Origin of the sequence: Brevundimonas fluminis, assembly GCF_003934285.1 — a bacterium.
GTDB lineage: Bacteria > Pseudomonadota > Alphaproteobacteria > Caulobacterales > Caulobacteraceae > Brevundimonas > Brevundimonas fluminis.
Genome location: NZ_RQWJ01000002.1, coordinates 475,274 through 500,131, shown reverse-complemented (window position 1 = coordinate 500,131; position 24,858 = coordinate 475,274). Strand labels below are relative to the sequence as shown.

Sequence of the window (24,858 nt, the reverse complement as noted above, 5' to 3'; positions counted from 1 at the left end):
AGGAGAGCGATCATGACCATGCGCGTCTATGAGGTGACCTTGGGGCGCGGCGGAGAGATCCGCATCGTGCGCGTGCCGTCCGAGACCGACGTCCAGGCCACCGACGCGGCCATGCCTCTGGCCCTGCCGGGTGAGAGCGTCTTGGGCGTGAAGGCGGTCGGCGACTACACCACCCAGGACGATCTGAACGCGGGGCCGGCGAAGTCGCAGGCTGCGGAACTGGCCGAGGTCACGCCGGGCGCCGCGGCCAGCGACGCCGGCACGCCGCCCTTCACCTGAGCCTCAGGCCGGCGTCAGCTCGGCCCGTTCGCCGTGGCGGGCGACCAGCCGCCACGGCTCGCCCCGGATCCACACGCGGTCGCATTCGATCGCCGTCCACCCGGTCGGCAGGACGACCCGATCCTGCGCCCACGTCGCGGGATCGGCGTCGCTGACGCGCAGACGCGGCAGACCCGTCAGGAGGCCGGTGACGAAGCCCCCGATGTTGGCGAAGAAGGGTCCGGAAGCGACGCCGCCGATCTTGTCCAGCCGATACTCCAGCGTCTGGGCGAAGCGGCCGGTCTGATACTTGGCATAGCCCTCGTCGAAGAGCTTCAGGGCCAGGTCGCGGTCCCCGGCCCACGCGGCCCACGTGCCGTACAGCGCGGCCAGCATCGGGGACCCGACGTAGTCGCGCCAGTGCGCCAGATAGAAGGCCAGCGTGCGCTCCCGCGTCGTGGCGTCCATCTCGGCCCAAACGGGGAAGATCGCCATCAACGGCCCCGGCGTGGCGCCCTTGGGTTCGTCCACGCGGAAGTCGGCGTGGGAGGCGACCGCGCCGTCGGACCGGATCACGGGCCGCAGGCCGTCGGCGACCTCCGCCCAGCGCGCAGGGGTGGGGCGGCCCAGCTGTTCGGCGGCCCTGACCGTGCGGCGCAGGACCGTCCGGGCGGTCAGGGTCGTCAGCGCGTCCTCGTCGATGAAGCCCGGATTCTCCGCCGGACCGCCCAGCTCCTCGAAGCGGAAGCCGTCCCGCGTGGGCGTCACCCGGTCGACGATCCAGTCGCACACGCCCTCAAGCACCGGCCAGGCGCGGTCGGCGAGGAAGCGCGGGTCGCCGGTGGCGTCGGCGTGCAGGGCGAAGGCTCGCGCCACGTGCAGGTTGACGTGGACCTCCCGCACCGCCGCCGAGCCGGCCCCGGGACTGGTCTCCTCCCCGGCCCGCGGTCCGCTCTCCCACGGAAACTGCAGCCCGACGCGCCCCTGCAGGCGCGCGTTCATCCGGGCCGCGGGCAGGCACCGGGTCCGGTAGTCGAGCATCGCGCGGGCGGCTTCCGGCTGGAGCAGGCTGAGGGGCGGAACCGCGAAGGCGTCCACGTCCCACATCACGTGGCCGAAATAGTAGTGGTAGTCGATCCAGGTCGCGAGGCCGTAGATCGACGTCGACGAGGGCGACGCTCTGTGCACGGATGAGTTCAGGTAGAAAAGGCCGGCGTCGGCGAGGGCCTGCCACTTCCGGTCCGCGCCGACGAGGCGAATCCGGCCCTTCCAGAGGTCTTCCCAGGCCGCGCGGTTGCGGCGGCGCAGCTCGTCGAAGCCGAGTTCGGCGCCGGGGGCGACGAGCCGGAGCGCCTGGCGGTGCGGCTGGGCGTGCATGACCTCGGGCACGAGGGAGACGAGCCGGTCGACGCTCGCCGGACGCGCGACGCGCGGGAAGCTCCACGTCGTCGACAGGGGGCCCTGCTCGTCCCAGGGCTCCTGGGTCCGCGCCGCCTGCTCGCGGGCCGAGGTCGACAGGGCGACGCCCAGCCGACCGGCGCCGCCTTCGGACTCCCACAGCAGGGTCCCGTCCGCCGCCGGCTCCGGCTCGCCCGGCGTGTCGAGGCGGCGCTCGAGCGACTTGCCCCGAAGGGCGGCGATGGCCACCCGGGGACGCACCTGGACCTCGTGCGAGCCTTCGGGCGTCGCCCGGATGCGTTCGCACACCAGGGTCGGATGGGTCCGGCTGCAGAAGGCGACCGTCTCGACCACCGCCGTCGCATCCCCGACCCGCAGCCGGACCCTCGTCGTCAGTTCGCCTGTGGCGAAGTCGTAGGTCTGATCCAGAGGCTCGACCGCGCCGGCCTGACCAGAGGCCCACAGACCGTCCAGCGCCACGTCGAGGCCGAGCGGATACGGGCCCGGGGCGGCGGCTTCGATCCGGCGCTCGTGGTGCTCGCCGACGAAGCCGGACACGATGCAAAGTCCGGGCGTCAGGGAATCCTCGCGCACGCGCAGGCCGATCAGGCCGTTCGAAAGATAGGCGGGGAGGTCGCGACCGCGCGCGCCGGTGGCTGACGGCGGCGAGATGACGTCGCTCATCCGTGACCGTTCTCTCAGTCGTGGCCGGGCATGCCCTTGGACGGGTCGTCCGAAGGCGTGTCCGGATCCAGCCGGTCGTTCCGCTTGCCGGTGCGCACGCGGGCCCAGATGAAGGCGACCAGCAGGGCGAGCGGCCCGAGCGCGACCACCGCCAGCCAGGGGGAGTTCTGCAGACTGTCCATCACCTTCTCCTCAAGACTTGCCGGCCTTGCGGCGGCGCGTTTCCCAACCCTTCTTCGCGGCGGCGGAACGGTCGGCCTTCGAACGCGAAGCCGAAGCGGCGCCGCCCTTCCGGCCGCCCTTGTGCGCGGCGGGATTGCCCGTCCGCTTTCCGCGCCCTGAGCCGGACCTGTTGCCGCCTCCGTCGTCCTTGTTGACGGTGGCCCAGGCCCGGCGTTCCGCCTCTTTTTCGGAGACGCCGCGCTTCTCGTAGCCCTCGGCGATGTGGTCGGCCTTGCGCTCCTGCTTTGCGGTGTATTTCGACTTGTCGCCTCGGGGCATGGCAGGTCCTTTCGGGTCAGGCGGCCGCGCGGGCGTCCGCGTTCAGGCTCATCTCGATCAGGTCGAGCACGCATTTCAGGCAGGACAGGCGCACCGCATCGCGGCCGATGGGCCCGAAATGCGCCTCCCGCGCCTCGGTCTCGCGGCCCTCGCGGGCGAGGGCGAAATGGACCAGACCTTCCTCGGCGTCGGGACCGGCCGGACCGGCATAGCCCGTGACCGACACGGCCAGATCCGCCCGCGAACGGCGCAGCGCGCCCTCGGCCATGGCCACCGCGCAGACACGGGAGACGGCGCCCGCCCGTTCCAACACGGACGACGGCACGCCCAGGACCGCGCGTTTGGCCGCGTCCGAATAGGTCACGAAACCGCATTCCAGCAGATGCGACAGGCCCTCGACGCCCGAGAAGGCGGCGCTGACCAGCCCGCCGGTGCAACTCTCGGCGAGCGCCAGCCTGAGCCCGTCGTCATCCAGTCGGCCCATGATCTCCTTCAGCCGGGCGGCGGTCGTCGGGGGAAGGGTCGAGGTCAGTTCCGGCGCGGTCATCGTCAGGCAAGCCTCCGATCACGTAGAAGCCGCGCTCGACCAGAGCGGCCACGAGGTCTGCGGTGTCGCGGGAAGACAGTCGGCGTCTTCCCGCGTCGTAGGGCGGACGGGGCGACGTCGCCTCTCGGGATCCTCGGTCATGTTCATTTCCTCCGACGGCGGAACGGGGCCGGAGAAAGCCCGGTTCCAATGTCCGCTCCCCGACTCGGGAGCCGGGCGTGGCCGTTCGCGTTCAGTCCCCATGGCCCCGAACATGAACAACCGCTTCCTGGCGCAGCTGGAGCCGTCGGATCGCGCCGCAATGGCGCCGCTGCTCCGCCGCGTCGTCGTTCCAATGGACTTGGTGGTGGTGCGCCAGAATGCGCCCGTCACGGACGTGCACTTTCCCGCCGACGCCCAGTTCGCCAACCTTATACGGTTCCCTGACGGGCGGGCGATCGAGACCGCGGTCATCGGTCAGGAGGGCGTGACCGGCCTTGCGCCCTTCATGGCGGACCGGCCCTGCGCCTGGGAGGTGAGGTGCCGGTCGCCCGGCGAGGCGTGGGTCTGCCCGGCTGCCGCCCTGCGGGCTCTGGCGGCCGAGCGGCCGTCGCTGATGAGGAAGCTTCTGACTCTTACGGACCTCTATCAGGCGCAGGCGGCGCAGGCGGCGGCCTGCAACGCCGCCCACCCCGTGCCCCAGCGGGTGGCGCGCTGGATCCTGACGGCGGCGGACCTGTCGCCGGAGCAGGTTCTGACATTCCGCCAGGAGGAACTGGCCCGGCTGATCGGCGCGCGCCGGACGACCGTGAGCGAGGCGGCCTCGTCGCTCAAGCGGCTCAAGCTGATCGCCTACGCGCGCGGCACGATCCGCATCCTGGACCGGGCTGGTCTGGAGAGCGCGTCGTGCGAATGCCACGCCATGCTCCGGGCGCGGACGGAAGCCGTTCTGGGAGAGGCGTCCATGCAGCCAGAGTCGGCTTGAGGACACAGGAACCGGCGTCCGCGCCGCGCTTTCCATGGGCCTCACCCCATGGAGGACACGATGGCCGAGAAGACCCTCGACGACCTGTTTCACGACACCCTGCGCGACATCTATTACGCCGAGCGGAAAATCCTGAAGTCACTGCCGAAGATGGCCCGGGCGGCTCAGGCCCCGGAGCTGAAGGCGGCCTTCGAGAAGCACAAGGATCAGACCGAGGGTCAGATCGAGCGCCTGCAGCGCGTGTTCGAGATCATCGGCAAGGCGCCCCGCGGCAAGACCTGCGACGCCATCGAGGGCATCCTGGCCGAGGGCGACGAAATCGCCGAGGAGTACAAGGACACGCCCGCTCTGGACGCCGGCCTGCTGGCGGCGGCCCAGGCCGTGGAGCACTATGAGATCACGCGCTACGGCACGCTGAAGCGCTGGGCCCAGGTGCTGGGCATGGACGAGGCGGTGAAGCTGCTCGACGAGACGCTGACCGAGGAGTCGCAGACCGACGAGGACCTGACGACGATCGCGGACGCGGCCGTCAACGCCGAGGCCATGCAGGCGAAGGCGGCCTGATCAGCCGTCAAACGACAGGCTGGTGAACTTGCCGTCGATGCGGCCGCCGATGCCGGCCTTCACGGTGCGCCCGGACGAGAAATCGACCTCATAGATTTCGCGCCGGGCGTCGCCCTCGCCTTCCCGGTCGATCAACCGCATTTCGGTGATCGCGCCGAACATCTGCAGCGCCTGACCGACCTCCCACAGTTGCTCCTCGCACAACGGAATGAAATCGGGCGCGAGGTGGACCGGGTCGCAGGTCCCCTCGGCCAGACCGACGATGATGGATTCCAGCGGGACGCGGAACTCCCCGTCCTTCGTCGGGTCCTGGGCCGCCGCCGCGCCTGACGAAAGCAGGGCGGTGGCGAAGACGGCGGCGGCGAGCGCGGCGCGCATCAGCGGCCGGTTCCCGCCGAGCTGAAGCGGCCGTCGGCGCCGCGGTCGCCGATGAACCACACCAGCGTGGGGCCGGCGTCGTAGGTGACCTCGTAGCGCTCAACCTTGGCGGCGCCCTCGCCTTCGGCGCTCACCAGCACCATCGAGGAGATGCCGCCCAGCGACTGCAGCGCGGGGGCCATTTGGGTGATCTGACCCTCACAGGCCTCCAGCAGGCTGTCGGCCATGACGTCGGCGGGACAGACGCCCTGCGTCGTCTCGACGAGCATCCGGGTCAGGGCGGCGCGGTACTCGCCGTCCGTCGAGGGATCCTGGGCCGCGGCGGCGCCGGCGGTCAGGAGGGCGGCGGCGAGCGCCGGGGAGACGAGGGCGAACAGGGCGAGGCGCATGAAGGGCTCCAGGATTGAGCCCGCAGGATGCGTCCCCGGCGTCCGCGCCTCAAGTGAAAGCGCGGTAAGGTGCCTGTCTTCAGGGCGCCGCGCCGCCGCCGGCCGCCGCCGTCGGCGACGTCGGGCCGGTCTCGCCCTGCTCCATCAGACGCCAGTCGTCGACGACGTAGCCTTCTTCGGCCAGGCAGGCACTCATGGCCGCGGTGATCTCGCGCTCCTTGTGGGCGCGCTGCATCCGCGAGACGCCGAACATGGCCAGGGGCGCGAAGACGATCAGACCGGCGGTCAGGCCGATGCCGCCCGCCACCCCCGCCAGCATGCCGGCGCCCGACGCCGCCGAGGCGCCGGTGACCAGCGCCGCCGCGCCGCCGATGGCCAGTCCCCCGGCCGCCGATCCGCCCCGTCCCTCGCGGAAATTTTCGCGCCGCCCGGCCGCGACCTCCGCGCCGCAGACGTCGAACGCCGTCTGGAAGGCCGCCGCGTCCTCGGGCGCGACCGACATGACCGGAACGAACCCCCGGGGCGTGGAGGCGCAGGCCGCCAGCGCCCCCATGGCGACCACTGCGGTCGCGGTGCGGATGAACTTCATGGGCGCGGCCTCCCCGCCGCGACCCTCAGCCTACAGACATTCGGGTCGAGCGGAAGGGTAGACGGCGACCGCCCTCAAGCAGCGAGCGACCGCGTCGCGAGCGGTAGGGCCCACTAAATATGGATCGCGTGGCCAAGCGCGCGCAGGGACGCCTCGTGAAAGGCCTCGCCCAGGGTGGGGTGCACGTGGATGACGCCGGCGACGTCTTCCAGAACCGCGCCCATCTCCAGCATCTGGGCGAAGCTGTTGGACATTTCCGAGACGTGCTGGCCGACGGCCTGGACGCCCAGAAGGCGGTGATCGGCCCTGGACGCGATCACGCGCACGAAACCGCCGTCCTCGCCCGCCTCGATGGCCAGCGCGCGGCCGATGGCCGACAGGGGGAAGACGGCCTGGATCACGTCGTCGCGCACCTGCACGTCCTGCGGGCCGAGGCCCGCCGACACGATCTCCGGCTCGGTGAAGCAGACGGCGGCGATGGTGACGGGGTCGAAGCGCCTGTCATGGCCGGCGATGATCTCGGCCACCACCTCGCCCTGGGCCGAGCCCTTGTGCGCCAGCATCGGCTCGCCGGTCAGGTCGCCGACGGCCCAGACGTTCTTCATCGAGGTGGCGCAGCGGTCGTCGATCTTCACGAACGGCCCGTCCATGGCCACGCCCATGTTCTCCAGACCCCAGCCTTGCGTGCGAGGCCGGCGGCCGACGGTGACCAGCACCTTGTCGGCCTTCAGCTTGATCGCCTTGCCGTCCTTGTCGGTGACGTTCAGCGCGCCCTTTTCGAAAGCGCCGGCCTTGGCGCCCAGCATCAGGGTGACGCCGTGCTTTTCCATCCACTTGGCGACGGGGTCGGTCAGGGCCTTGTCGTAGAGCGGCAGGATGCGGTCGGCCATTTCGACCACCGTCACCTCGGCGCCCAGCTTGCGATAGGCGATGCCCAGCTCCAGCCCGATGTAGCCGCCGCCGACCACGACCAGCCCGCCCGGCACCTTGTCCAGCGACAGGGCCTCGGTCGAGGAAATGACGTCGCCGCCGAAGGGCAGGAAGGGCAGTTCGACGGGCTCGGAGCCGGTGGCCAGGATCACGTGTTCGGCGGTGATGGTGACGTCACCCTCGGCGGTCTTGACCGTGCAGGTCTTGGCGTCGCTGAACTCGGCCCAGCCCTTCACCACCTTGACCTTCGCCTTCTTCAGCAGGGCCGCGACGCCGCCGTTCAGCTTTTTGACGATGCCGTCCTTCCACGCGACCGTGGCCTTCAGGTCGATCGCGGGCTTCGACGCCGTGATGCCCAGCGTGCCGCCGTCGGCGGCCTTGGCGACCGTCTCGAACTTGTTCGCGGCGTGGATCACTGCCTTGGAGGGGATGCAGCCGACGTTCAGGCAGGTGCCGCCCAACCCGTCCCCGCCGTCGACCAGCACGGTGTCCAGCCCCAGCTGGCCGCAGCGGATGCCCGCGACGTAGCCGCCGGTGCCGGCGCCGATGATGAGGACTTTGGGGGTGAGGGTCTGGGTCATGAAATGTCTCAGCTGAGGCAGCTAGCGTTGAGCGCGACGGGTCAGGGCCGGGCCAGTCGGTAGTCAGATCGGGCGAGCGCCCAATAGGGCGACCGCGATGCGGGCTCGAAGAAGAAGACCGCTTGCGAGCCACGACGGACCTGAAAGTCCCGCCAGCCACATCCGGGCCGCTCGTCGTCAAACCGGTAAATGAAACGCTCGGCCGACTCTGTTCCGCGCAGTGTGCTGACCGGACGCACGGTCGCCGTCCAACGCCGCACGATCCGGAAATCCCGCATGACGATCCCGTCGAAGCGAACGGACTCGACCTCGCCCAGCACGTCCCGCACCGACGCCATTGCCCTCACGTCGATCTCCGCAGGCTCGCAGGCGATCAGGGGCGATGCTTGCAACGCGAGGACACCAACCAATGCGAGGGCCCGCATCCCTCACCCCATCCACAGCGTCGCAGGGTGCTCCAAAAGCCCCTTGATCCGCTGCACGAACACCGCCGCGTCGTGGCCGTCGACGATGCGGTGATCGAAGCTGGAGGACAGGTTCATCATCTTGCGCACGACCATCTGGCCGTCCTTCACCACGACCCGCTCCTGGATCTTGTTGGGGCCGACGATGGCGACCTCGGGGTGGTTGATGATGGGCGTGTGGACGACGCCGCCCAGCGTGCCCAGCGAGGTGATGGTGATGGTCGAGCCGGACAGCTCGTCGCGGCTGGCCTTGCCGGACTTGGCGGCGCCGGAGACGCGGGCGATCTCCTCGGCCGTGTCCCAGGGATCGCGCGCCTCGGCGTGGCGGACGACCGGCACCATCAGGCCGTTCGGCGTCTGGGCGGCGATGCCCAGATGCACGGCGTTGTGCGTCGTCAGCACGCCGGCCTCGTCGTCGTACCAGCTGTTGATGGTCGGCTGGTCGCGCAGGGCGACGACGATGGCGCGGGCGATGAAGGGCAGGACGTTCAGCTTGGGCTTGCCCGTCTTTTTCGCCTCGGCGTTCAGATGGGCGCGCAGCTCCTCCAGCGCCGTGACGTCGATCTCCTCGACATAGGTGATGTGCGGGATGCGGCGCACGCTCTCGGCCATCTTCTCCGCGATCTTGCGGCGCAGGCCGATGATGCGGGTTTCGGTCGCGCCCTCGGCCTTCGCATAGGTCGAGCCGGTCGTTCCTCCGGACACGGACGATCCGCGTCCGCCGGAGGCGACATAGGCGTCCAGATCGCCGTGCTCGATGCGGCCGGCCGGGCCGGAGCCGGGGACGTATTGCAGCTCGATCCCCAGATCGCGGGCGCGGGCGCGGACGGCGGGGGAGGCCAGCGGGCGTTGGCCGGCGACGCGGGTGGTGAAGGCTTCGGCCTGCGGTCGCGACGCGGCCTCGGGCACAGGAGCAGCGGCCTTGGCGGCTGGAGCCGGAGCGGGCTCGGACTTCGGGGCGGGCGCGGTGGCCGGAGCGGGCGCGGACGCCGCGACGTTGCCCTTGCCCTCGACCTGGAAGCTGACCAGCGGGCCGCCGACCGGCACCTGCTGGCCCGCCTCGCCGTGCGTGGCGACGACGACGCCGGAGACGGGCGAAGTGATCTCGACCGTCGCCTTGTCGGTCATGACGTCGGCCAGGATCTGGTCCTCGGACACGGCGTCGCCGACCTTGACGTGCCAGCCGACCAGCTCGGCCTCGGCCGTGCCTTCGCCCACGTCGGGCAATTTGAAGACGTAGTTGGCGCCCGAGGCCGGCTGCGCGGTCGACGCCGCAGCGGGCGCGGGCGTCTCGACCGAAGGCGAAGCGGCTTCGGCCTTCGGCGCGGGCGCCGGGGCCGGTTCGTCGGCGGACGCGTTGCCCGCGCCCTCGACCTCGAACTCCACCAGCGGGCCGCGCACGGGGATCATCTGGCCGGGTTCGCCGTGAATGGCGGTGACCTTGCCGCTGACAGGAGCGGTGATCTCCACCGTCGCCTTGTCGGTCATGACGTCGGCGACGATCTGGTCCTCGGCGACCACGTCGCCGACCTTGACGTGCCAGCCGACCAGTTCGGCCTCGGCGGTGCCCTCGCCCACGTCGGGCAGCTTGAAGACGAAACGACCCATCAGCGGCCCCCGCTCATCGTGACTTTCAGGGCGTCGGCCACGCGTTGCGGGCCGGGGAAGTACTCCCACTCGAAGGCGTGGGGATAGGGCGTGTCCCAGCCGGTGACGCGCGCGATCGGCGCCTCCAGCCAGTGGAAGCATCGCTCCTGCACCAGGGCCGACAGCTCGGCGCCGAACCCCGACGTCTTCGGCGCCTCGTGCACGATGACGCAGCGGCCGGTCTTCTTCACCGAGGCCTCGATGGTCTCGATGTCCAGCGGCACGAGGGTGCGCAGGTCGATCACCTCGGCGTCCACGCCCGCGTGCTCGGCGCCCGCGAGGCTGACCCAGACCATGGTGCCGTAGGCCAGGATGGTGACGTCGGCGCCTTCCTTCATCATGCGCGCCTTGCCGATCGGCTCGACGTACTTGCCGGTCGGGACCTGGGCCAGCTCCTGCGCCTTCCACGGCGAAACGGGCTTCTCGTGCCAGCCGTCGAAGGGGCCGTTGTAGAGGCGCTTCGGCTCGAAGAAGACGACCGGGTCGTCGTCCTCGATGGCGGCCGTCAGAAGGCCCTTGGCGTCGTACGGATTGGACGGAATGACGACCTTCAGGCCCGCGATGTGGGTGAACAGGCTTTCCGGCGACTGGCTGTGCGTCTGTCCGCCGAAGATGCCGCCGCCGTAGGGGCTGCGGATGGTGATCGGCGAGGTGAACTGGCCGCCCGAGCGATAGCGCAGCTTGGCCGCCTCACTGACGATCTGGTCGTAGGCCGGATAGATGTAGTCGGCGAACTGGATCTCCACGACCGGGCGCAGGCCATAGGCGCCCATGCCGATGGCGGCGGCCACGATGCCGCATTCGCTGATCGGGGCGTCGAAGCTGCGGGTCAGACCGTGCTTCTTCTGCAGGTGGTCGGTGACGCGGAAGACGCCGCCGAAGTAGCCCGCGTCCTCGCCGAAGGACAGGACGTCGGGGTCTTCCGACATCTTCACGTCCAGCGCGGAGTTCAGCGCCTGGATCATGTTCATGGGCTGGACGTCGGACCGCGGCGCGGTCGATGCCGGGGCGTTCTTCTGGTCGACCATGTCGGGCTCGACGCCGTCCGTGCGGTCGGCCTCGGTGAAGGTGGCGTTGTCGCTCATGCTCAGACTCCCACCTCGCGGCGCTGTTCGACCAGACGCCAGTCCTCGGTGGCGTAGACCTCCTCGAACATGGTCTTCACCGACGGGCGCGACTGACCCAGAGTGCCGATCGCCTCCGACTCCTTGCCCGCGGCCCGCACCTGTTCGACGGCGTCCTTCTCGGCCTCTTCCTGCTGCGCGTCGGACCACTCGCCGAGCTGGATCAGGTGCTGCTTCAGACGCTCGACCGGATCGCCCAGCGGCCACTTCTCATGCTCGTCGCCGGGGCGGTAGCGGCTGGGGTCGTCGGAGGTGGAGTGCGGGGCGCCGCGATAGGTGAACAGCTCGATGACCGTCGCGCCCTGGTTGGTGCGGGCGCGCTCCTCGGCCCACTGGGTCGCGGCCCAGACCGCGAGGAAGTCGTTGCCGTCGACGCGGAGCGCCGGCAGGCCGTAGCCGATGGCCTTGGACGCGAAGGTGGTCTCAAGCCCGCCGGCGATGCCCATGAAGGACGAGATGGCCCACTGGTTGTTGACGACGTTCAGGATGACCGGCGCGCGATAGACGGCGGCGAAGGTCAGGGCGTTGTGGAAGTCGCCCTCGGCCGTGGCGCCGTCGCCGATCCAGGCGATGGCGATCTTGTCGTCGCCCTTGTAGGCGCTGGCCATGGCCCAGCCGACGGCCTGCGGCACCTGGGTGCCGAGGTTCCCCGAGATGGTGAAGAAGCCGTACTCCCTGGACGAGTACATGATCGGCAGCTGGCGGCCTTTGATCGGGTCCGCCGCGTTCGAATAGATCTGGTTCATCATGTCGACGAGCGGATAGCCGCGCGCGATCAGCAGGCCCTGCTGGCGATAGGTCGGGAAGCCCATGTCCTCGCGGTTCAGGATCATGCCCTGGGCGACGGCGATGGCCTCTTCGCCCGTGCACTTCATGTAGAAGCTGGTCTTGCCCTGGCGGTGGGCGCGATGCATCCGGTCGTCGAAGGCGCGGGTCAGGATCATGGCCTTCAGACCCCTGCGCAGGGTCTCCGGGTCCAGCCTCGGGTCCCACGGGCCGACGGCCCTGCCCTGATCGTCCAGCACGCGCACCAGCTTGAAGGCGTGGTCGCGCATGTCGAACGGGGCGGTCGACACCGCCGGCCGATCCACCGCGCCGGGGGCGTCCAGCTTGATGTGGCTGAAGTCCGGAGCGTCGCCGGGCCGGCCCGAAGGCTCGGGCACGCGCAGGCTGAGCGCGGGGGCATTTGGCTTCTTCATCATCGATCCCGTTCGGTTGATCCGACCGCGTTTCCTCAAGCGTGCATTAGCACGGAGGCGCGCGGGAAGGCTCGCTCAAATCCGACTTGCATATCGCCTTTTGACGCTATTTCATTGCGCTGAATCATCAATCGGAGAAACACCTTGGCGGAAGACCTCGACGCCATCGACGCCCGCATCCTGGACATCCTGCAGCACGACGCGGGTCTGTCGGTCGCCGAGGTGGCGGACCGGGTCGGGCTTTCGGCCTCGCCCTGCTGGCGGCGGATCAAGCGGCTGGAGGATCAGGGACTGATCCTGAAGCGCGTCACCCTGCTGGACGCGGCGCAACTGGGCCTGGACTTCGAGGTCTACGCCATCGTCAAGCTGAACCTGCCTTCCACCGAGAACCTGGAACGTTTCGAGGCGGCCGTGGCGGGCTGGCCCGAGGTGGTGCAGTGCGCGACCATCACCGGGCGTGAGGACTATGTGCTGCGCATCGTCACCAGCGACATGCACGCCTTCGACAAGTTCCTCAGGGAAAAACTTCTGGCCCTGGGCATCGTGTCGGACTGCGAGAGCCACATCGTCACGCGCGGCGTGAAGAACGTCACCACCCTGCCGCTGGGCATCGTGACGCCGCACGTGCAATAGTTTCGGTTACGGTTCCAACGAAGGGGGCTTCGACATGATCGAGATGGTGATCCAGGCCCGGAAGAAGGATCTGGGCGGGTTCGAGGTGGGGCGCATCCTGCCGTTCCACGCGCGGCGGATGGTCGGTCCCTTCATTTTCCTCGACCAGATGGGTCCTGCGGAGTTCGCGCCGGGCAGCGAGGCCATCAACGTGCGGCCGCATCCGCACATCGGCCTGTCGACCCTGACCTATCTGTTCGAGGGCGAGATCATGCACCGGGACAACACCGGCGCGACCCAGGCAATCCGTCCCGGCGAGGTCAACTGGATGACCGCGGGCTCCGGCATCGTCCACTCCGAGCGCACCGATCCGCTGAAGAAGAGCGCCGGCGGACCGATGCACGGCATGCAGGCCTGGATCGCCTTGCCGGAGCATCTGGAAGAGACGAACCCCGCCTTTCATCACCACGGCGAAGGCGACCAGCCCAGCTATTCGAACCAGGGCCTGTTCGCGCGTCTGGTGGCGGGCGAGGCCTACGGCGCCAAGGCCGCCGTGCCGACGTCCTCGCCCCTGTTCTACGTGCATTGGGAGATGGACGCCGAGGTCCGCACCGCGCCGCCGCCGGGCAAGGGCGCCGGCGGCATGGCCGAGCGGGCGCTGTACGTGGCGCGGGGCGAGATCGAGGTGGGCGACCGCACCTTCGGCGAGGGCCAGATGGTGATCCTGGAGCCGCACGCAGAACCGACGGTTCGCGCCGTTCGGCCGTCGACCGTCATGGTGCTGGGCGGCGAAAGCGTCGGGCCGCGCCACATCTGGTGGAATTTCGTGCACTCGAAGCAGGAGCGGATCGATCAGGCCAAGGCGGACTGGAAAGCCGGGCGGATGGCACTGCCGACCGAGGACGACCAAGAGTTCATCCCCCTGCCCGACGTGCCGTCCACGCCCGAGCCGGCGCCGGAGGTGAAGCCGGACCAGACGCATCCGGTGTGACAAGGGGTTGAACGCGCGATCCGCATCACGATCTGATGCGGATGACGGGATTCTCGGTTCTTGATCTCTCGCCCGTGGTCGAGGGCGGCGACGTGCGGCGCGCCCTGCAGGAGACCACGCGATACGCCCAGGCGGCGGACCGCCTGGGCTTCACGCGGTTCTGGCTGGCCGAGCACCACAACATGCCGGGCATCGCCTCGGCCGCGACGGCGGTCGCGCTGGCGCACGTGGCGGCGAACACGTCGACGATCCACGTCGGATCGGGGGGCGTCATGCTGCCCAACCATGCTCCGCTCATGGTGGCGGAGCAGTTCGGCACGCTGGAGGCGCTGCACCCCGGGCGGATCGACCTGGGGCTGGGCCGCGCTCCCGGCACGGACGGGGCGACGGCGCGGGCCCTGCGCCGCTATTTCGACTCCGCCGATCAGTTCCCGCGCGACGTCATGGAGCTGCAGGCCTTTCTCGACGACCCGATCCCGGGACAGTCGGTGACGGCGTGGCCGGGCGCGGGCTCGAAGGTGCCCATCTGGCTGCTCGGCTCCAGCCTGTTCTCGGCCGAACTGGCCGCGCATCTGGGCCTGCCCTTCGCCTTCGCCAGCCATTTCGCGCCGGAACTGCTGCTGCCGGCGTTGCGGACTTACCGCGCGGGGTTCAGGCCCTCGAAGGCGTTGGCCCAGCCCTACGCCATGGCCGCGCTGAACGTCTGCGCCGCCGACACTGACGCGGCGGCAGAACGACTGGCCACGTCGATGCAGCTGGCCTTCGCCGCGGTGGTGACGGGCAAGCCGGGACGGCTGAAGCCGCCGGTCGACGACGTGTCCGCGCATCTGACGCCGGACCAGATCGGGGCGGTGCGGTCGCGCCTCGAGCACGCGGCGATCGGCGGGCCGGAGCGGGTCCGCGAACGGCTGGCCGACTTCATCGCCCTGACGGGCGTCGACGAGGTCATGACCACCGGGATGATCTTCGACGTCGACGCCCGCATCCGCAGCCTTGAGATCACGGCGGAGGCAGCGAAGGGGCTCTAGCCCCGGCGTGCCAAGGCCATCGCCTCCAGCCGCCGGATTTCCAGCCGAAGCTGACCGATCTGCGCCACCGGCCACATCGACGACTTGACGATAAGGGCCATCAGCATGGCCGTCGCCGCGGGCAGGCCCCAACGCAGGGCCTCAAGCGCGTCGTCGGCCTGGAAGAACCCGACGGCAGCCCAGACGCCGAGCAGGAACAGCACCGTCTGCACCACCATCATGAGGACGTTGACCCACGCGGTCGGCCCGCGGAAGAGCCCGAAGATCTGGGTGAAGACGCCGGGTTCGTCGCCGATCCGGGCCAGCAGGTCGCGCTCTTCCGCCGACAGGGCGGCGTTCAGCGTACGGTCGAAGTCAGTCATGGCGTCCTCCTTCCAGCGCGAGCTTCAGCTTGCGCCGCGCATGCATGAGGCGGGTCTTGACGGTGCCCGCGGGGACGTCGAGGGCCACCGCCGTCTCGGCGACGGACAGGCCCTCGAAATGGTGGAGCGCGATCGCGGCGCGCTGGTCCGGCGGCAGGGCGCGCACGGCGGCGCGGACGCGCGCCTCCTCGTCGGCCACATCCTGCGGGGCGGGGGGCACGGGCGCGGACAGCGCTTCGGCGGCGAAGTCGGCCGCGGCCTCACGATCTCGTCGGCGGCTCCCGACCGCCGCGGCGCACCGTCGGGTGACGATCCGGTACGCCCAGGCCGGGAAGGCCGCGGGATCGCGCAGGCCGCCCAGCCCGCGCACGATCTCCAGCCACGCCGCCTGAACCGCGTCGCGTGCGGCCTCCGGATCGCGCAGCAGGCGCCGGGCGTGCGCCTCCAGCCGACGATTCCAGCGCACCGCCAGCCCCTGGAACGCGGCCCGATCGCCCAACCGGGCGGCCAGAACGAAGTATCCGTCCAGGGCGCGGGCGGCGGCGATGTCGGCGTCGTCGGTCATGTCGGAGGTCAGGTGCGCGGGGGTGCCGATCCGGTTCAATCGCCGGCGCCGACTTCCGACAGAAAGGCGAGCAGCAGATGGTTCACCTCGTCCGCCCTTTCCTGCTGGAGCCAGTGGCCCGCGCCCGACAACACGTGCTGACCGCGCAGGCCGGTCAGCCAGTCCTTCAGTCCCGCCTCATGCGCGCCGGCGTAGTGGCGGACCGGGTCCCGCTCGCCTACGATGAAGAGGGCCGGCTGTTCGATCCGCCGGTCCTGCAACCAGGCGGTCAGCTCCCAGTTGCGGTCGAGGTTGCGGTACCAGTCGAGGGGCCGTTTGAAGCCGCCCGCGGCGAAGGCGTCGACGTACTCCTTGAAATGCTCCGGCGACATCCACGGCGGCAGGGTCGCGTCGTCGGCGATGCTGCCCAGCAGGTCGACGCCGGCAGGGAGAAAGCCGGTCGACTGTCCCGGGTCCGGCGTGGCCCCGTCGTAGGCGAAGAACATCTTGCGCAGGGCCGTGGCGGGATCGGCGTCGAAGGGTTCATGGGCGTCCGGCGCCTGAAATCGGCTGATGTAGAGGTCGCCGAGCCCGGCCCGTTTCGAGATCGCGGCCATGGCTGGCGTCGGCGGGCCCTTGGGGCGGCGCGGCTGGAACGGCACGGAGAGGCCGGCCACAGCCGTGAACAGATCCGGCCGCATCAGGGCGCAGTGCCAGGCGATGGGGGCGCCCCAGTCGTGACCGACGACCACGCAGCGGTCCCGGCCGAGCGCCCGTGCCAGATCGACCACGTCGCCGACCAGATGCAGGATCGTGTGCGCCCCGGTCTCGGCCGGGCCGCCGGTGCCGCCATAGCCGCGCATGTCGGGCGCGACGGCGCGGAAGCCGGCCTGGGCCAGGGCCGCGACCTGGGCCCGCCAGCTGACGCCCAGCTCCGGGAAGCCGTGGATCAGCAGGACCAGGGGGCCGTTCTCGGGGCCGGATTCGAGCACCCGCTGGGTCAGGCCGTCGGTCTGAACGTCTCTCTGGATCATCAGCGGCTCCGGCCCCATGTGCGGGGCATGAAACTTTACACCATCGGATACGAGGGCCAGCCGCAAGCCGCGGTGATCGGCCGGCTGAAGGACGCCGGGGTCGAGGTGCTGGCCGACGTGCGGGCGGTGGCGGCGTCGCGGCGCGCGGGCTTCTCCAAGACCGTGCTGGCCGGCTCTCTGGCGGAGACCGGAATCGAGTACGTGCATCTGCGCGGAGTCGGCACGCCCAAGGCCGGACGCGAGGCGGCGCGGGCGGGTCGACGCGACGAGCTGCATGCCATCTACGGCGCCCACATGCAGGAGCCGGCCTTCCGGCTGGATTTCGAGCGACTGCGCGAGACGGCGAGGGACCGGCCTACGGCGATCCTGTGCTTCTGCGGCGATCACGCGAAATGCCATCGGGGCATCCTGTCCGCGCGGCTGGCGCGCGAGGACGGGTTCGAGGTGGTGAACCTCTAGGCGCGGATGTAAGGCGGGGCATGGACGTCTCGCCCGCCGACCGCCGCATCGCCCTGATCGTGCTCCTGGGTGCGGCCGTGGTGCTGGGGCTGGCCCCCATTCTGGTGCGGTTGGGGGAGGTCGGGCCGGCCGCGGCGGGCATGTGGCGCTTCGCCTTTTCCATCCCGCTGCTGCTGATCCTGACCGCGCGGCCCGGCGGCGAAGGCGTGGGACGGCCCTCGAAATGGATGGCGCTGGCGGGCCTGTTCTTCGTGCTGGACCTGGGCTTCTGGCACTACGGCATCGTCATGACCTCGGTCGCCAATGCGACGACCCTGTGCAATCTGACGCCGGTGGTGGTGACCGCCTTCGCCTGGATCGTCTGGGGACAGAGGCCCAGCCGCATGTTCCTGGTGGCGCTGGGGTTGGCCATGGCCGGAGCCGTCGCCATGGCGGCGGGCGCCGACGGGGGACAGGGAACCAACCCCCTGCTGGGCGACGCCTTCAGCCTGTCGGTCGCGCTCTGGTACGCGGGCTATTTCCTGGCGGTGCAGGCCGCGCGACGGACGGCGGGAGCCCTGCGGGTCACCCTTTGGTCGACCGGGATCGGTCTGCCCCTGCTGCTGGTCGCCGCGCTGGCGTTGCGCGAGGACCTGACGCCGGAGACCGCCGGCGGCTGGGCGGCCCTGGCCGGATTGGGCGTCATGCACGTGGTGGGTCAGGGCGGCGTGGCCTGGGCGCTGGGCCGGCTGCCGGCCTCGGTCACCGCGGTGACCATCCTTGTGCAGCCCGTGGTGGCGGCGATCCTGGGCTGGGTCCTGTTCGCCGAGGCCCTGACGCCGGTTCAGGCGCTGGGCGGCGCCCTGGTGCTGGGCGCGGTGGTGCTGGCGCAGCGCTCCACACAAAAGAAAGCGGGCGCGGAACCCGAAAGTCCCGCGCCCGCCGGTTCGTAGATCAGCTTCGGATCAGAGGACCTTGAGGTCCACCGCCGAGGTCTTGCCGCGCTGGGATTCCAGTTCGTATTCGACCTTGGCGTTCTCATCCAGGCCCATCAGGCCCGCCTTCTGGACGGCGGTGATGTGCACGAACACATCGTTGCCGCCGCCATCGGGCTGGATGAAGCCATAACCCTTCGTCGGGTTGAACCACTTGACCGTGCCGGTCGCCATCGTGCGTCTCCGTAAACGCGCTTTCCAGGCAGACGCCCCGGCGGGACGTCCGTCAGCCCATCTGGACAGGCTCGTTCACGAGGAGGAGCTGCACGCGGCTTTGGACACCGCGAAAATCCGGACTGCGCCGACGTTGTCTCCCGCGTTTTCCGCGCGGTCAACCGGATTCCGATTCGCCTGAACGGCGAGCGTGGTTACGAGCAAAGGCCCCGTTCGGCCCCGTCGAGGTGCAGGTGATCCCGGTGCGCGGCGTTGTATTCGGGACTCAGCACGGTCGCGAAGACCCGGCAGGCCCCCTCGCGAATGCGGCGCAGGAAGGTTCCGCCCTGCACGCCCGCCGGCCCGTCGCCGTTCCAGTCGGCCAGCACAGAAACTCGCCGACCGTCCTGCAGCGTCACCCCCGCGACGTCCAGCGCGTTGGCCCGGGCGTGCTCGCTGGGGCGGGCGTTCACGTCCTCCTGCCCGTAGATGCGGCGGCAGGCGTAGGTGCCCATGTTGTCGACGCGCGCGACGGACTGGCCGAACGACTCGCGCGCCGCGGGCTGCAGCACCTGACGGTCCCAGATGACGTAGCGCACCGCCATCGGGCACTGCATGACCAGGCCCCCGGGGGCCAGCGGCGTGATCGATCCGCCGGTCAGGCGCACCGCCCCCCGCACGACGCAGAAGCCGCCGTCGTCCCGGTCCTCGGCCCGCTCGACCTCGACCCCCGCCTCCCGCAGCAGCTGTATGCAGGCGTCGGTGACGGCCTTGGCCTCCTCCGGCGCGGCCATGCGGCGGATTTCATAGTCGGCGACCTGGGCCGAGGTGGCCGCGCCGATCGGCCGGCTGAGGTCGAGCGGCTTCCACGGAAGGTCCTGCGGCGGGGCGAAGGCGTTGGCCAGCATGAAGGCGGCCGCCAGACCGAGGGCCGCCTCCCACAGCAGGTTCCAGAAGTCGGCCAGGTCCCGCTTCATGCCGCCTCAGGTCGTGGCCGACCGGATCAGACGGGCCATCAGGTCGCCCGTCGCCTCCGTTCCCCGACCGGCGTCGTTCGACGCGGTGACCACCGCCAGACCCCGCTCGGGCGCGACGGCGGCGCTGAGGTACCAGAAGGTGTTCGATCCGTCGTGCGTCAGGAGCCAGCCGGGCCGTCCGTCCCGCCCCGCCCACGGCGCGCGCATCGTGCCCCAGCCGTAGGCATAGGCCGGCGGCGGACCTTCGGGCGGGGTGGCCAGCCGGGCCAGCGAGGCCTGACTGAGCCAACCTTTCCCGGCGTCGAGGAAGACGGCGATGAAACGGGCGTAGTCGGCCAGCGTCATGTGGGCCGTGCCGGCCGGACCCAGGGCGGCGGGATTGTCGGCCAGCGGCCCGGGAGCGACCGGCGCGGAGACGCCGTTGGCCGAGCGGTGGCCCCAGGGCGCGGGGTCGGCGGGCGCGCCGAAGCCGCCGGTCGTGATGCCCAGCGGGGCGAAAAGCTCGGCGCCCATCAGCTCTTCCCACGGGCGGCCGTGAATGCGCTCCAGCGCGGCGCCGGCGATGATGTAGTTGACGTTGGCGTAGGCGAAGGCGCCTGGCCGCCCCGGCGGAGCGGCGGCCAGCAGCTGGGTCGCGATGGCCGCGCGCTGCTCGACCATGGAGCGGGGGTCGGAGCGGGAGGTGCGCAGCCAGCCCTGCTCCATCAACGGCGCATCCAGCAGGCCCGCCCGGTGACGCATCAGGTCGTCGACCGTCGCCCCCGCCAGACGCTCATGCGGCGCCAGGTCGGGAAAAGCCTCCGCCAGCGGCATGTCCCAGCTCGCCTTGCCCGCCTCGACCGACCGGGCCCACAGCGCGGCGGTCATGGCCTTGGTGTTGGAACCCAGATGCCAGCGATCTTCGCGGATGACGGGATCCGGGCCGCCCATGCGCCGCACGCCGCGGACGCCGATCCAGGTGGCGCCCGATCGGCCCACGATCATGCCGGCCAGCGCCGGGGCGCCGCCGCGCGAGAAGCTGAGGTCAAGCTGGTCGTCGTAGGCGCGCGGATCGGCCGCCGGCGCAGGCGGGGGCGCGGCGGCCAGGACGGCGCCGGCGGCGAGGACGGCGCGGCGGTCGGGATGAGGAGAGAACGGCGTCATGAGCCTGTCTAACCCGGACGGCACGTCGGGCGCATGACATTTCGCGCGGGACGGCGCACGGTGACGGCATGGGTGAGAAGGACGACTACGACCGCGAACTGGAACGCCTGCAGGAGTGCGTCGTCGACCTGCAGCACCGGCTCATCGAGGCGGGCCGGCGCGCGGTGATCGTCTTCGAGGGTCGGGACGCGGCGGGGAAGGACGGGGCGATCAAGCGACTGACCGAATACATGGCGCCGCGCCAGACGCGGGTCGTGGCCCTGCCCAAGCCGACCGAGCGCGAGACCACCCAGTGGTATTTCCAGCGCTACGTTCCGCACCTCCCGGCCGCGGGCGAGACGGTGATCTTCAACCGGTCCTGGTACAACCGCGGCGGCGTGGAGCCGGTGATGGGCTTCTGCACCCCCCGGCAGTGCGACGCCTTCCTGGATCATGCCCCACGGTTCGAGAAGGCGCTGACGGACGACGGCGTCGTGCTGGTCAAGCTCTGGCTGGACATCTCGCGGGCGGAGCAGGCGCGGCGGCTGGAGGAGCGGCTCGAGGATCCGCTGAAGCGGTTCAAGGTCTCGCCTCTGGACGCCGAGGCCCAGAAGCGGTGGGACGCCTACTCCGCCGCGCGCGACCGGATGCTGGCCGAGACCCATACCGCGTTCGCGCCGTGGACGGCGGTGATCACCGACGACAAGAAGACGGCGCGGCTCAACGTGATCCGCCTGTTCTTGCGGGCGCTGGGAGACGAGGCGGCGCGGCCCGATCCGGACGTGTGCGTTCCGGGGGACTCGGTCGACGGACGGCTGAACGCCTAGAAGGTGACGACCGTGCGAACGGTTCGGCCGTCGGCGAGGTCGTCGAACGCGGCGTTGATCCCGTCCAGCGTGATGGTCTTCGTCAGCAGGCGGTCGACGGGCAGCCTGCCCTGACGGAACAGCTCGACGTACCGGGGCACGTCACGCTCCGGATCGGCGTCGCCGATGTAGGACCCCTTCAGCGTCCGCGCCTCCGCCACCAGCTGCACGATGTTGACCGGCAGGACGGCGTCGGGCGGCGGCAGGCCGGCGGTGACGGTGGTCCCGCCGCGTCGCGTCATGCGCCAGGCGGCGTCCAGCGCGCGGGCTGACCCGGCCATTTCCAGAACGACGTCGGCCCCTCCGCCCGCGAGGGTCCTCACCCGCTCCACGGCGTCCGGGTCGGCGGCGTTCACCGTCTCGACGCCGCCGAAGGATCGGGCCAGCGCCAGCTTGTCGTCGGCCAGATCGACGGCCACCACCGGAGACGCCCCGGCCGCCAGCGCGCCCATGACGGACGCCAGACCGACCCCGCCCAGGCCGACGACCACGACCGACTGACCCGGCCGCACCGCCGCGGTGTTCATCACCGCCCCGACGCCCGTCAGCACGGCGCAACCGAACAGGGCGGCGTGCTCGAACGGCAGGTCGGCGGGCACCTTCACCAGTGAGCGGCGCGAGACCACGGCCTTCTCGGCGAAGGCCGAGCAGCCGAGATGGTGGTTAAGGTCCTGACTCGCGTCGTGCAGGCGACGTCCGCCGGCCAGGAGTTCGCCCTTGCCGTTGGCGGCCGCGCCGGGTTCGCAAAGGGCGGGCCGGCCCGCGCCGCAGGGCGCGCAATGGCGGCAGGACGGCATGAAGACCATCACGACGCGGTCGCCAGGCTTCAGGTCGTCGACGCCGTCGCCGATCGCCTCGACCACCCCCGCCGCCTCGTGCCCCAGCGCCATCGGCAAGGGGCGCGGCCGATTCCCGTCGATGACGCTGAGGTCCGAGTGGCACAGCCCGGCGGCCCTGATCCCCACCAGCACCTCTTCCGGGCCCGGCGGATCCAGCCGCACCGTCTCGATCGAGAGCGGCCGACTGTCGGCATAGGGTCTGGCGGCGCCCGTGGCGCGCAGCACGGCGGCGCGGATGTCCATGGCCGCATCCGGGCCGCTTGACGCGGCGTCCGTCAAGCCCAAGGCTGCCCCCGAACGCGCGCAGACGCGTCAGGGGAAACGATCCGCCCTCAAGCAGCGAGCGCCCGCGGCGCGAGCGGCAGGGCACAAAGGAGACTCATGAGCGGCACGATCGAGCGGACGAAACGCGGGGACTATCGCCGCTTCCAGGCCATCTCCACGCGGTGGATGGACAACGACGTCTACGGCCACGTGAACAATGTGGTCTATTATTCGTGGTTCGACACGGCGGTGAACCGGCTGCTGGTCGTCAACGGCCTGCTGGACATCCAGCAGGGCAAGACCATCGGCCTGGTGGCCGAGACGGGATGCCGCTACTTCGCGCCGACGGCCTTTCCGGACGAGATCCAGGCCGGCGTGCGGGTGGCGCACGTGGGCACCAGCTCGGTCCGCTACGAAATCGGCCTGTTCCGCAACAACGAGGACGAGGCGGCGGCCGTGGGCCACTTCGTCCACGTCTACGTCGACCGCGAATCCAAGCGCCCCGTTCCCGTCGACCAGAAGATGCGCGGATTTCTGGAGAGCCTGAAGACCTAGTCCAGGTCCAGCCGGCCCATCAGCACGAGGGCGCCCACGGCCACCAGGGCGCCCAGCGCGAAGGCGCCGATCAGGGAGCCGGTGGCGGCGGCCGTCGAGACGGTGACGGGACGCGCCTCGTACCATTCGACGATGTCGGCCTGGCCCTCGTCGTCCTCGATCCAGGTCTCGTCGTGGGCGGTCATGGCGCTCTCCTCGCGTGCGCCTCCTCAAATGCCCGGCGAACGGTCACGGTTCCGGCGCCGTGACAGCCGCCGCGGCCTCCGCTAGATGCCGTCGCCACGCGCATAACCCGCCCTCAAGCAGCGAGCGACCGCGTCGCGAGCGGTAGGGCAACCAAGAGACTTCCATGGCCGGCCATTCGAAATTCAAGAACATCATGCACCGCAAGGGGCGCGCCGACGCGGTGCGGTCCAAGCTGTTCAGCCGCCTCTCGCGCGAGATCACCGTGGCGGCCAAGTCCGGAATGCCGGACCCGGCCATGAACCCGCGCCTGCGTCTGGCGGTGAACAACGCCAAGGCCGAGTCCATGCCCAAGGACAACATCGAGCGGGCGATCAAGAAGGCCTCCGGCGGCGAAATCGACGCCATGGAGGAGATCCGCTACGAGGGCCGCGGTCCCGGCGGCGTCCAGTTCGTGGTCGAGGTCCTGACCGACAATCGCAACCGCGCGGCCTCGAACGTCCGCGCCGCCTTCGCCAAGCACGGCGGAGCCCTGGGCGAGACCGGCAGCGTCACCTTCATGTGGGACCGGGTCGGCAAGATCCACTATCCGGCCGAGGCGGGCACCGAGGACGCCGTCATGGAGGCCGCCATCGAGGCGGGGGCCCAGGACGTCGAGAGCGATCTGGTCAAGCCGGACGTCTACGAGGACGCGCCGGGGCACACCATCTGGACCGCCTTCGAGGATCTCAACGAGGTCGCGGAAGCGATGTCGAAGGTGCTGGGCGACCCCAAGTCGACGGCCATAGTCTGGAAGCCGCAGTCGACCGTGCCGCTGTCGGGCGAGGCGGTGGGCGCCCTGGTCAAGCTGATGGACGCGCTGGACGCCGAGGACGACGTGCAGCAGGTCTATTCGAACGAAGACGTGTCGGACGCGGACTGGGAGACCTACGGCGGCTGACGTCGCGGGAACCTGCGTCGTCGAGCCTCCGTTGACGGAGCGATGGATTTCGCCGACCTGCCCGACTTCGCCCTGCCGCTGATCGCCGCCATGACGGCGGGCGGCCTGATCGGGCTGGAGCGGGAATGGCGGGGCCGCGCCGCAGGCCTGCGCACCCACATCCTGGTCTGCCTCGCCTCGGCCCTGCTGATGGAGATGGCGGTCAGCCAGGGCGCCTGGCGGTTCCTGCCGATCGCCGGCGCGGAGGTCGTGGCCGACCCCACCCGCATGGCGCACGGGGTTCTGACCGGCATCGGCTTCCTGTGCGCCGGCGTGATCTTCCGGACCGGCTTCTCGATCCACGGCCTGACCACTGCGGCGTCGCTGTGGATCACCGCGGCGCTGGGACTGGCGTTCGGGGCCGGCCTGTTCGCCCTCGGCGGCGCGGCCACGGTGCTCACGCTGGCGATCCTGATCGCGCTCCGGCTGATCAGCAAGCGGCTGCCGTCGCGGACCATGGTGGACGTCTGCATCACCTGGCGCCCGGGAGACCACGAGGCGCTTCCCAACATCGAGGCCGCGCTCGAGCGTCTGGACGGCCGGCTGAAGCGCACCTTTCACGGGCTTGAAGTCGACGGGACCCGGCGAGTGGGATACCGGGTGCGCGCCGCCGATCCGGACCTGTCCGACCTGGCCGAGCGCCTGTCGTCGACGCCGGGCGTCTGCGCCTTCAGCCTCGATCCGCGAGACGACTGAAGC

The 24,858-nt window shown here is 70.5% G+C and carries 32 protein-coding genes; 12 read left to right on the top strand and 20 right to left on the bottom strand.

The window, feature by feature from the left end:
- Positions 1–12 precede the first annotated feature (12 nt).
- Positions 13–279, top strand: a complete 267-nt coding sequence (locus EFJ44_RS03045) for a hypothetical protein (RefSeq protein ID WP_125255704.1) — start codon at positions 13–15, stop codon at positions 277–279.
- Between the two features lie 3 nt (positions 280–282).
- Here EFJ44_RS03045 and EFJ44_RS03040 read toward each other — a convergent pair whose 3' ends face one another.
- The 4 genes from EFJ44_RS03040 to EFJ44_RS03030 are packed head-to-tail and all read right to left on the bottom strand — an operon-like array spanning position 283 to position 3,388.
- Positions 283–2,340 (bottom strand): glycoside hydrolase family 65 protein, encoded by a 2,058-nt coding sequence (locus tag EFJ44_RS03040; protein WP_125255703.1) that lies wholly within the window; start codon positions 2,338–2,340, stop codon positions 283–285.
- A 14-nt stretch (positions 2,341–2,354) separates the two neighbouring features.
- Complete coding sequence (locus tag EFJ44_RS13745; RefSeq protein ID WP_164511828.1) at positions 2,355–2,522, bottom strand: hypothetical protein; 168 nt, start codon at positions 2,520–2,522, stop codon at positions 2,355–2,357.
- A 10-nt stretch (positions 2,523–2,532) separates the two neighbouring features.
- A complete protein-coding gene (locus EFJ44_RS03035; protein WP_125255702.1) occupies positions 2,533–2,841 on the bottom strand; it encodes a plasmid stabilization protein in 309 nt (102 codons plus the stop codon).
- Between the two features lie 16 nt (positions 2,842–2,857).
- A complete protein-coding gene (locus tag EFJ44_RS03030; RefSeq protein ID WP_125255701.1) occupies positions 2,858–3,388 on the bottom strand; it encodes a CinA family protein in 531 nt (176 codons plus the stop codon).
- Between the two features lie 253 nt (positions 3,389–3,641).
- Here EFJ44_RS03030 and EFJ44_RS03025 point away from each other — a divergent pair, with 253 nt between their 5' ends.
- Together EFJ44_RS03025 and EFJ44_RS03020 are read left to right on the top strand one after the other, a co-directional pair.
- On the top strand, positions 3,642–4,352 hold the full coding sequence (locus EFJ44_RS03025) for a Crp/Fnr family transcriptional regulator (RefSeq protein ID WP_125255700.1): 711 nt from the start codon (positions 3,642–3,644) through the stop codon (positions 4,350–4,352).
- A 60-nt stretch (positions 4,353–4,412) separates the two neighbouring features.
- A complete protein-coding gene (locus tag EFJ44_RS03020; RefSeq protein ID WP_125255699.1) occupies positions 4,413–4,916 on the top strand; it encodes a YciE/YciF ferroxidase family protein in 504 nt (167 codons plus the stop codon).
- Here EFJ44_RS03020 and EFJ44_RS03015 read toward each other — a convergent pair whose 3' ends face one another.
- From EFJ44_RS03015 to EFJ44_RS02980, 8 genes are all read right to left on the bottom strand, one after another.
- Entirely contained in the window at positions 4,917–5,294 is a 378-nt protein-coding gene (locus tag EFJ44_RS03015; RefSeq protein WP_125255698.1) for a hypothetical protein, read from the bottom strand. It abuts the gene before it with no gap.
- Complete coding sequence (locus EFJ44_RS03010) at positions 5,294–5,683, bottom strand: hypothetical protein (protein WP_125255697.1); 390 nt, start codon at positions 5,681–5,683, stop codon at positions 5,294–5,296. Before EFJ44_RS03010 ends, EFJ44_RS03015 begins: the two co-directional genes overlap by 1 nt.
- A 79-nt stretch (positions 5,684–5,762) precedes the next feature.
- Positions 5,763–6,272: a hypothetical protein gene (locus tag EFJ44_RS03005; RefSeq protein WP_125255696.1), complete on the bottom strand. Its 510-nt coding sequence runs from the start codon at positions 6,270–6,272 to the stop codon at positions 5,763–5,765.
- Positions 6,273–6,385: 113 nt separating this feature from the next.
- Positions 6,386–7,783, bottom strand: coding sequence for a dihydrolipoyl dehydrogenase (lpdA, locus tag EFJ44_RS03000; protein WP_125255695.1), 1,398 nt, complete (start codon positions 7,781–7,783; stop codon positions 6,386–6,388).
- Positions 7,784–7,824: 41 nt separating this feature from the next.
- Positions 7,825–8,208 carry a hypothetical protein gene (locus EFJ44_RS02995; protein ID WP_125255694.1) on the bottom strand — a complete coding sequence of 128 codons (384 nt, stop codon included), beginning with the start codon at positions 8,206–8,208 and terminating at the stop codon, positions 7,825–7,827.
- A 3-nt stretch (positions 8,209–8,211) separates the two neighbouring features.
- Entirely contained in the window at positions 8,212–9,855 is a 1,644-nt protein-coding gene (locus tag EFJ44_RS02990; RefSeq protein WP_125255693.1) for a 2-oxo acid dehydrogenase subunit E2, read from the bottom strand.
- Positions 9,855–10,979, bottom strand: coding sequence for an alpha-ketoacid dehydrogenase subunit beta (locus EFJ44_RS02985; RefSeq protein WP_206426850.1), 1,125 nt, complete (start codon positions 10,977–10,979; stop codon positions 9,855–9,857). The genes EFJ44_RS02990 and EFJ44_RS02985 overlap by 1 nt, the downstream gene beginning before the upstream one ends.
- Before the next feature lie 2 nt (positions 10,980–10,981).
- The gene (locus EFJ44_RS02980; RefSeq protein ID WP_125255692.1) at positions 10,982–12,220 is read right to left on the bottom strand and encodes a 3-methyl-2-oxobutanoate dehydrogenase (2-methylpropanoyl-transferring) subunit alpha; all 1,239 of its coding nucleotides are present in this window, start codon (positions 12,218–12,220) and stop codon (positions 10,982–10,984) included.
- A 141-nt stretch (positions 12,221–12,361) separates the two neighbouring features.
- Here EFJ44_RS02980 and EFJ44_RS02975 point away from each other — a divergent pair, with 141 nt between their 5' ends.
- Genes EFJ44_RS02975 through EFJ44_RS02965 form a run of 3 tightly spaced genes read left to right on the top strand, consistent with a single transcriptional unit; the run spans position 12,362 to position 14,848 of the window.
- Positions 12,362–12,850, top strand: coding sequence for an Lrp/AsnC family transcriptional regulator (locus EFJ44_RS02975; protein WP_125255691.1), 489 nt, complete (start codon positions 12,362–12,364; stop codon positions 12,848–12,850).
- Between the two features lie 34 nt (positions 12,851–12,884).
- Positions 12,885–13,820, top strand: a complete 936-nt coding sequence (locus EFJ44_RS02970; protein WP_125255690.1) for a pirin family protein — start codon at positions 12,885–12,887, stop codon at positions 13,818–13,820.
- Between the two features lie 41 nt (positions 13,821–13,861).
- Positions 13,862–14,848, top strand: a complete 987-nt coding sequence (locus EFJ44_RS02965; RefSeq protein WP_125256061.1) for an LLM class flavin-dependent oxidoreductase — start codon at positions 13,862–13,864, stop codon at positions 14,846–14,848.
- Here EFJ44_RS02965 and EFJ44_RS02960 read toward each other — a convergent pair.
- Genes EFJ44_RS02960 through EFJ44_RS02950 form a run of 3 tightly spaced genes read right to left on the bottom strand, consistent with a single transcriptional unit; the run spans position 14,845 to position 16,788 of the window.
- Complete coding sequence (locus EFJ44_RS02960; RefSeq protein WP_125255689.1) at positions 14,845–15,210, bottom strand: DUF6768 family protein; 366 nt, start codon at positions 15,208–15,210, stop codon at positions 14,845–14,847. The two genes, EFJ44_RS02965 and EFJ44_RS02960, sit on opposite strands and share 4 nt — an antisense overlap.
- The gene (locus tag EFJ44_RS02955; protein ID WP_125255688.1) at positions 15,203–15,775 is read right to left on the bottom strand and encodes an RNA polymerase sigma factor; all 573 of its coding nucleotides are present in this window, start codon (positions 15,773–15,775) and stop codon (positions 15,203–15,205) included. The genes EFJ44_RS02960 and EFJ44_RS02955 overlap by 8 nt, the downstream gene beginning before the upstream one ends.
- 35 nt (positions 15,776–15,810) lie before the next feature.
- Positions 15,811–16,788 (bottom strand): alpha/beta fold hydrolase, encoded by a 978-nt coding sequence (locus EFJ44_RS02950; protein ID WP_125255687.1) that lies wholly within the window; start codon positions 16,786–16,788, stop codon positions 15,811–15,813.
- A 27-nt stretch (positions 16,789–16,815) separates the two neighbouring features.
- Between EFJ44_RS02950 and EFJ44_RS02945 the strand changes: the two genes are divergently transcribed.
- Positions 16,816–17,247: a DUF488 domain-containing protein gene (locus EFJ44_RS02945; RefSeq protein WP_125255686.1), complete on the top strand. Its 432-nt coding sequence runs from the start codon at positions 16,816–16,818 to the stop codon at positions 17,245–17,247.
- A 20-nt stretch (positions 17,248–17,267) separates the two neighbouring features.
- Positions 17,268–18,179: a DMT family transporter gene (locus EFJ44_RS02940; protein ID WP_125255685.1), complete on the top strand. Its 912-nt coding sequence runs from the start codon at positions 17,268–17,270 to the stop codon at positions 18,177–18,179.
- A gap of 12 nt (positions 18,180–18,191) precedes the next feature.
- Here EFJ44_RS02940 and EFJ44_RS02935 read toward each other — a convergent pair whose 3' ends face one another.
- The 3 genes from EFJ44_RS02935 to EFJ44_RS02925 all read right to left on the bottom strand — a co-directional run bounded on the left by EFJ44_RS02935 (position 18,192) and on the right by EFJ44_RS02925 (position 20,494).
- A complete protein-coding gene (locus tag EFJ44_RS02935; protein WP_125255684.1) occupies positions 18,192–18,395 on the bottom strand; it encodes a cold-shock protein in 204 nt (67 codons plus the stop codon).
- A 194-nt stretch (positions 18,396–18,589) separates the two neighbouring features.
- Entirely contained in the window at positions 18,590–19,351 is a 762-nt protein-coding gene (locus EFJ44_RS02930) for an extensin-like domain-containing protein (protein ID WP_125255683.1), read from the bottom strand.
- 6 nt (positions 19,352–19,357) lie between these two features.
- Complete coding sequence (locus tag EFJ44_RS02925) at positions 19,358–20,494, bottom strand: serine hydrolase domain-containing protein (RefSeq protein ID WP_125255682.1); 1,137 nt, start codon at positions 20,492–20,494, stop codon at positions 19,358–19,360.
- A 68-nt stretch (positions 20,495–20,562) separates the two neighbouring features.
- On the opposite strand from EFJ44_RS02925, the gene ppk2 reads away from it, so the two are divergent.
- Positions 20,563–21,300: a polyphosphate kinase 2 gene (gene ppk2, locus EFJ44_RS02920; protein ID WP_125255681.1), complete on the top strand. Its 738-nt coding sequence runs from the start codon at positions 20,563–20,565 to the stop codon at positions 21,298–21,300.
- Here the strand turns inward: ppk2 and EFJ44_RS02915 are convergent.
- On the bottom strand, positions 21,297–22,421 hold the full coding sequence (locus EFJ44_RS02915) for a zinc-dependent alcohol dehydrogenase family protein (RefSeq protein ID WP_125255680.1): 1,125 nt from the start codon (positions 22,419–22,421) through the stop codon (positions 21,297–21,299). The genes ppk2 and EFJ44_RS02915 overlap by 4 nt on opposite strands.
- Before the next feature lie 138 nt (positions 22,422–22,559).
- Between EFJ44_RS02915 and EFJ44_RS02910 the strand changes: the two genes are divergently transcribed.
- The gene (locus EFJ44_RS02910) at positions 22,560–22,997 is read left to right on the top strand and encodes an acyl-CoA thioesterase (protein ID WP_125255679.1); all 438 of its coding nucleotides are present in this window, start codon (positions 22,560–22,562) and stop codon (positions 22,995–22,997) included.
- On the opposite strand, the gene EFJ44_RS02905 is transcribed toward EFJ44_RS02910, so the two are convergent.
- The gene (locus tag EFJ44_RS02905) at positions 22,994–23,182 is read right to left on the bottom strand and encodes a hypothetical protein (protein WP_125255678.1); all 189 of its coding nucleotides are present in this window, start codon (positions 23,180–23,182) and stop codon (positions 22,994–22,996) included. The genes EFJ44_RS02910 and EFJ44_RS02905 overlap by 4 nt on opposite strands.
- 164 nt (positions 23,183–23,346) lie before the next feature.
- Between EFJ44_RS02905 and EFJ44_RS02900 the strand changes: the two genes are divergently transcribed.
- Both EFJ44_RS02900 and EFJ44_RS02895 read left to right on the top strand, forming a co-directional pair.
- The gene (locus tag EFJ44_RS02900; RefSeq protein ID WP_125255677.1) at positions 23,347–24,120 is read left to right on the top strand and encodes a YebC/PmpR family DNA-binding transcriptional regulator; all 774 of its coding nucleotides are present in this window, start codon (positions 23,347–23,349) and stop codon (positions 24,118–24,120) included.
- Positions 24,121–24,162: 42 nt separating this feature from the next.
- The gene (locus tag EFJ44_RS02895; RefSeq protein WP_125255676.1) at positions 24,163–24,855 is read left to right on the top strand and encodes an MgtC/SapB family protein; all 693 of its coding nucleotides are present in this window, start codon (positions 24,163–24,165) and stop codon (positions 24,853–24,855) included.
- The last annotated feature ends 3 nt before the right edge of the window (positions 24,856–24,858 follow it).

Excerpts from the sequence above, each read along its gene's own strand:
- EFJ44_RS03020 (WP_125255699.1), top strand. The coding sequence starts at position 4,413 with ATGGCCGAGAAGACCCTCGACGACCTGTTTCACGACACCCTGCGCGAC.
- EFJ44_RS03025 (WP_125255700.1), top strand. The coding sequence starts at position 3,642 with ATGAACAACCGCTTCCTGGCGCAGCTGGAGCCGTCGGATCGCGCCGCA.
- EFJ44_RS02915 (WP_125255680.1), bottom strand. The coding sequence starts at position 22,421 with ATGGACATCCGCGCCGCCGTGCTGCGCGCCACGGGCGCCGCCAGACCC.
- EFJ44_RS02900 (WP_125255677.1), top strand. The coding sequence starts at position 23,347 with ATGGCCGGCCATTCGAAATTCAAGAACATCATGCACCGCAAGGGGCGC.
- EFJ44_RS02965 (WP_125256061.1), top strand. The coding sequence starts at position 13,862 with ATGACGGGATTCTCGGTTCTTGATCTCTCGCCCGTGGTCGAGGGCGGC.
- EFJ44_RS03040 (WP_125255703.1), bottom strand. The coding sequence starts at position 2,340 with ATGAGCGACGTCATCTCGCCGCCGTCAGCCACCGGCGCGCGCGGTCGC.
- EFJ44_RS02930 (WP_125255683.1), bottom strand. The coding sequence starts at position 19,351 with ATGAAGCGGGACCTGGCCGACTTCTGGAACCTGCTGTGGGAGGCGGCC.
- EFJ44_RS02990 (WP_125255693.1), bottom strand. The coding sequence starts at position 9,855 with ATGGGTCGTTTCGTCTTCAAGCTGCCCGACGTGGGCGAGGGCACCGCC.
- EFJ44_RS02950 (WP_125255687.1), bottom strand. The coding sequence starts at position 16,788 with ATGATCCAGAGAGACGTTCAGACCGACGGCCTGACCCAGCGGGTGCTC.
- EFJ44_RS03045 (WP_125255704.1), top strand. The coding sequence starts at position 13 with ATGACCATGCGCGTCTATGAGGTGACCTTGGGGCGCGGCGGAGAGATC.
- EFJ44_RS13745 (WP_164511828.1), bottom strand. The coding sequence starts at position 2,522 with ATGGACAGTCTGCAGAACTCCCCCTGGCTGGCGGTGGTCGCGCTCGGG.
- EFJ44_RS02940 (WP_125255685.1), top strand. The coding sequence starts at position 17,268 with ATGGACGTCTCGCCCGCCGACCGCCGCATCGCCCTGATCGTGCTCCTG.
- EFJ44_RS02985 (WP_206426850.1), bottom strand. The coding sequence starts at position 10,979 with ATGAGCGACAACGCCACCTTCACCGAGGCCGACCGCACGGACGGCGTC.
- EFJ44_RS02960 (WP_125255689.1), bottom strand. The coding sequence starts at position 15,210 with ATGACTGACTTCGACCGTACGCTGAACGCCGCCCTGTCGGCGGAAGAG.
- EFJ44_RS02925 (WP_125255682.1), bottom strand. The coding sequence starts at position 20,494 with ATGACGCCGTTCTCTCCTCATCCCGACCGCCGCGCCGTCCTCGCCGCC.
- EFJ44_RS03015 (WP_125255698.1), bottom strand. The coding sequence starts at position 5,294 with ATGCGCGCCGCGCTCGCCGCCGCCGTCTTCGCCACCGCCCTGCTTTCG.
- EFJ44_RS02935 (WP_125255684.1), bottom strand. The coding sequence starts at position 18,395 with ATGGCGACCGGCACGGTCAAGTGGTTCAACCCGACGAAGGGTTATGGC.
- EFJ44_RS02905 (WP_125255678.1), bottom strand. The coding sequence starts at position 23,182 with ATGACCGCCCACGACGAGACCTGGATCGAGGACGACGAGGGCCAGGCC.
- EFJ44_RS03005 (WP_125255696.1), bottom strand. The coding sequence starts at position 6,272 with ATGAAGTTCATCCGCACCGCGACCGCAGTGGTCGCCATGGGGGCGCTG.
- EFJ44_RS03010 (WP_125255697.1), bottom strand. The coding sequence starts at position 5,683 with ATGCGCCTCGCCCTGTTCGCCCTCGTCTCCCCGGCGCTCGCCGCCGCC.
- EFJ44_RS02895 (WP_125255676.1), top strand. The coding sequence starts at position 24,163 with ATGGATTTCGCCGACCTGCCCGACTTCGCCCTGCCGCTGATCGCCGCC.
- lpdA (WP_125255695.1), bottom strand. The coding sequence starts at position 7,783 with ATGACCCAGACCCTCACCCCCAAAGTCCTCATCATCGGCGCCGGCACC.
- EFJ44_RS02995 (WP_125255694.1), bottom strand. The coding sequence starts at position 8,208 with ATGCGGGCCCTCGCATTGGTTGGTGTCCTCGCGTTGCAAGCATCGCCC.
- EFJ44_RS03030 (WP_125255701.1), bottom strand. The coding sequence starts at position 3,388 with ATGACCGCGCCGGAACTGACCTCGACCCTTCCCCCGACGACCGCCGCC.
- EFJ44_RS02970 (WP_125255690.1), top strand. The coding sequence starts at position 12,885 with ATGATCGAGATGGTGATCCAGGCCCGGAAGAAGGATCTGGGCGGGTTC.
- EFJ44_RS02980 (WP_125255692.1), bottom strand. The coding sequence starts at position 12,220 with ATGATGAAGAAGCCAAATGCCCCCGCGCTCAGCCTGCGCGTGCCCGAG.
- EFJ44_RS02955 (WP_125255688.1), bottom strand. The coding sequence starts at position 15,775 with ATGACCGACGACGCCGACATCGCCGCCGCCCGCGCCCTGGACGGATAC.
- EFJ44_RS03035 (WP_125255702.1), bottom strand. The coding sequence starts at position 2,841 with ATGCCCCGAGGCGACAAGTCGAAATACACCGCAAAGCAGGAGCGCAAG.
- EFJ44_RS02945 (WP_125255686.1), top strand. The coding sequence starts at position 16,816 with ATGAAACTTTACACCATCGGATACGAGGGCCAGCCGCAAGCCGCGGTG.
- EFJ44_RS02910 (WP_125255679.1), top strand. The coding sequence starts at position 22,560 with ATGAGCGGCACGATCGAGCGGACGAAACGCGGGGACTATCGCCGCTTC.
- ppk2 (WP_125255681.1), top strand. The coding sequence starts at position 20,563 with ATGGGTGAGAAGGACGACTACGACCGCGAACTGGAACGCCTGCAGGAG.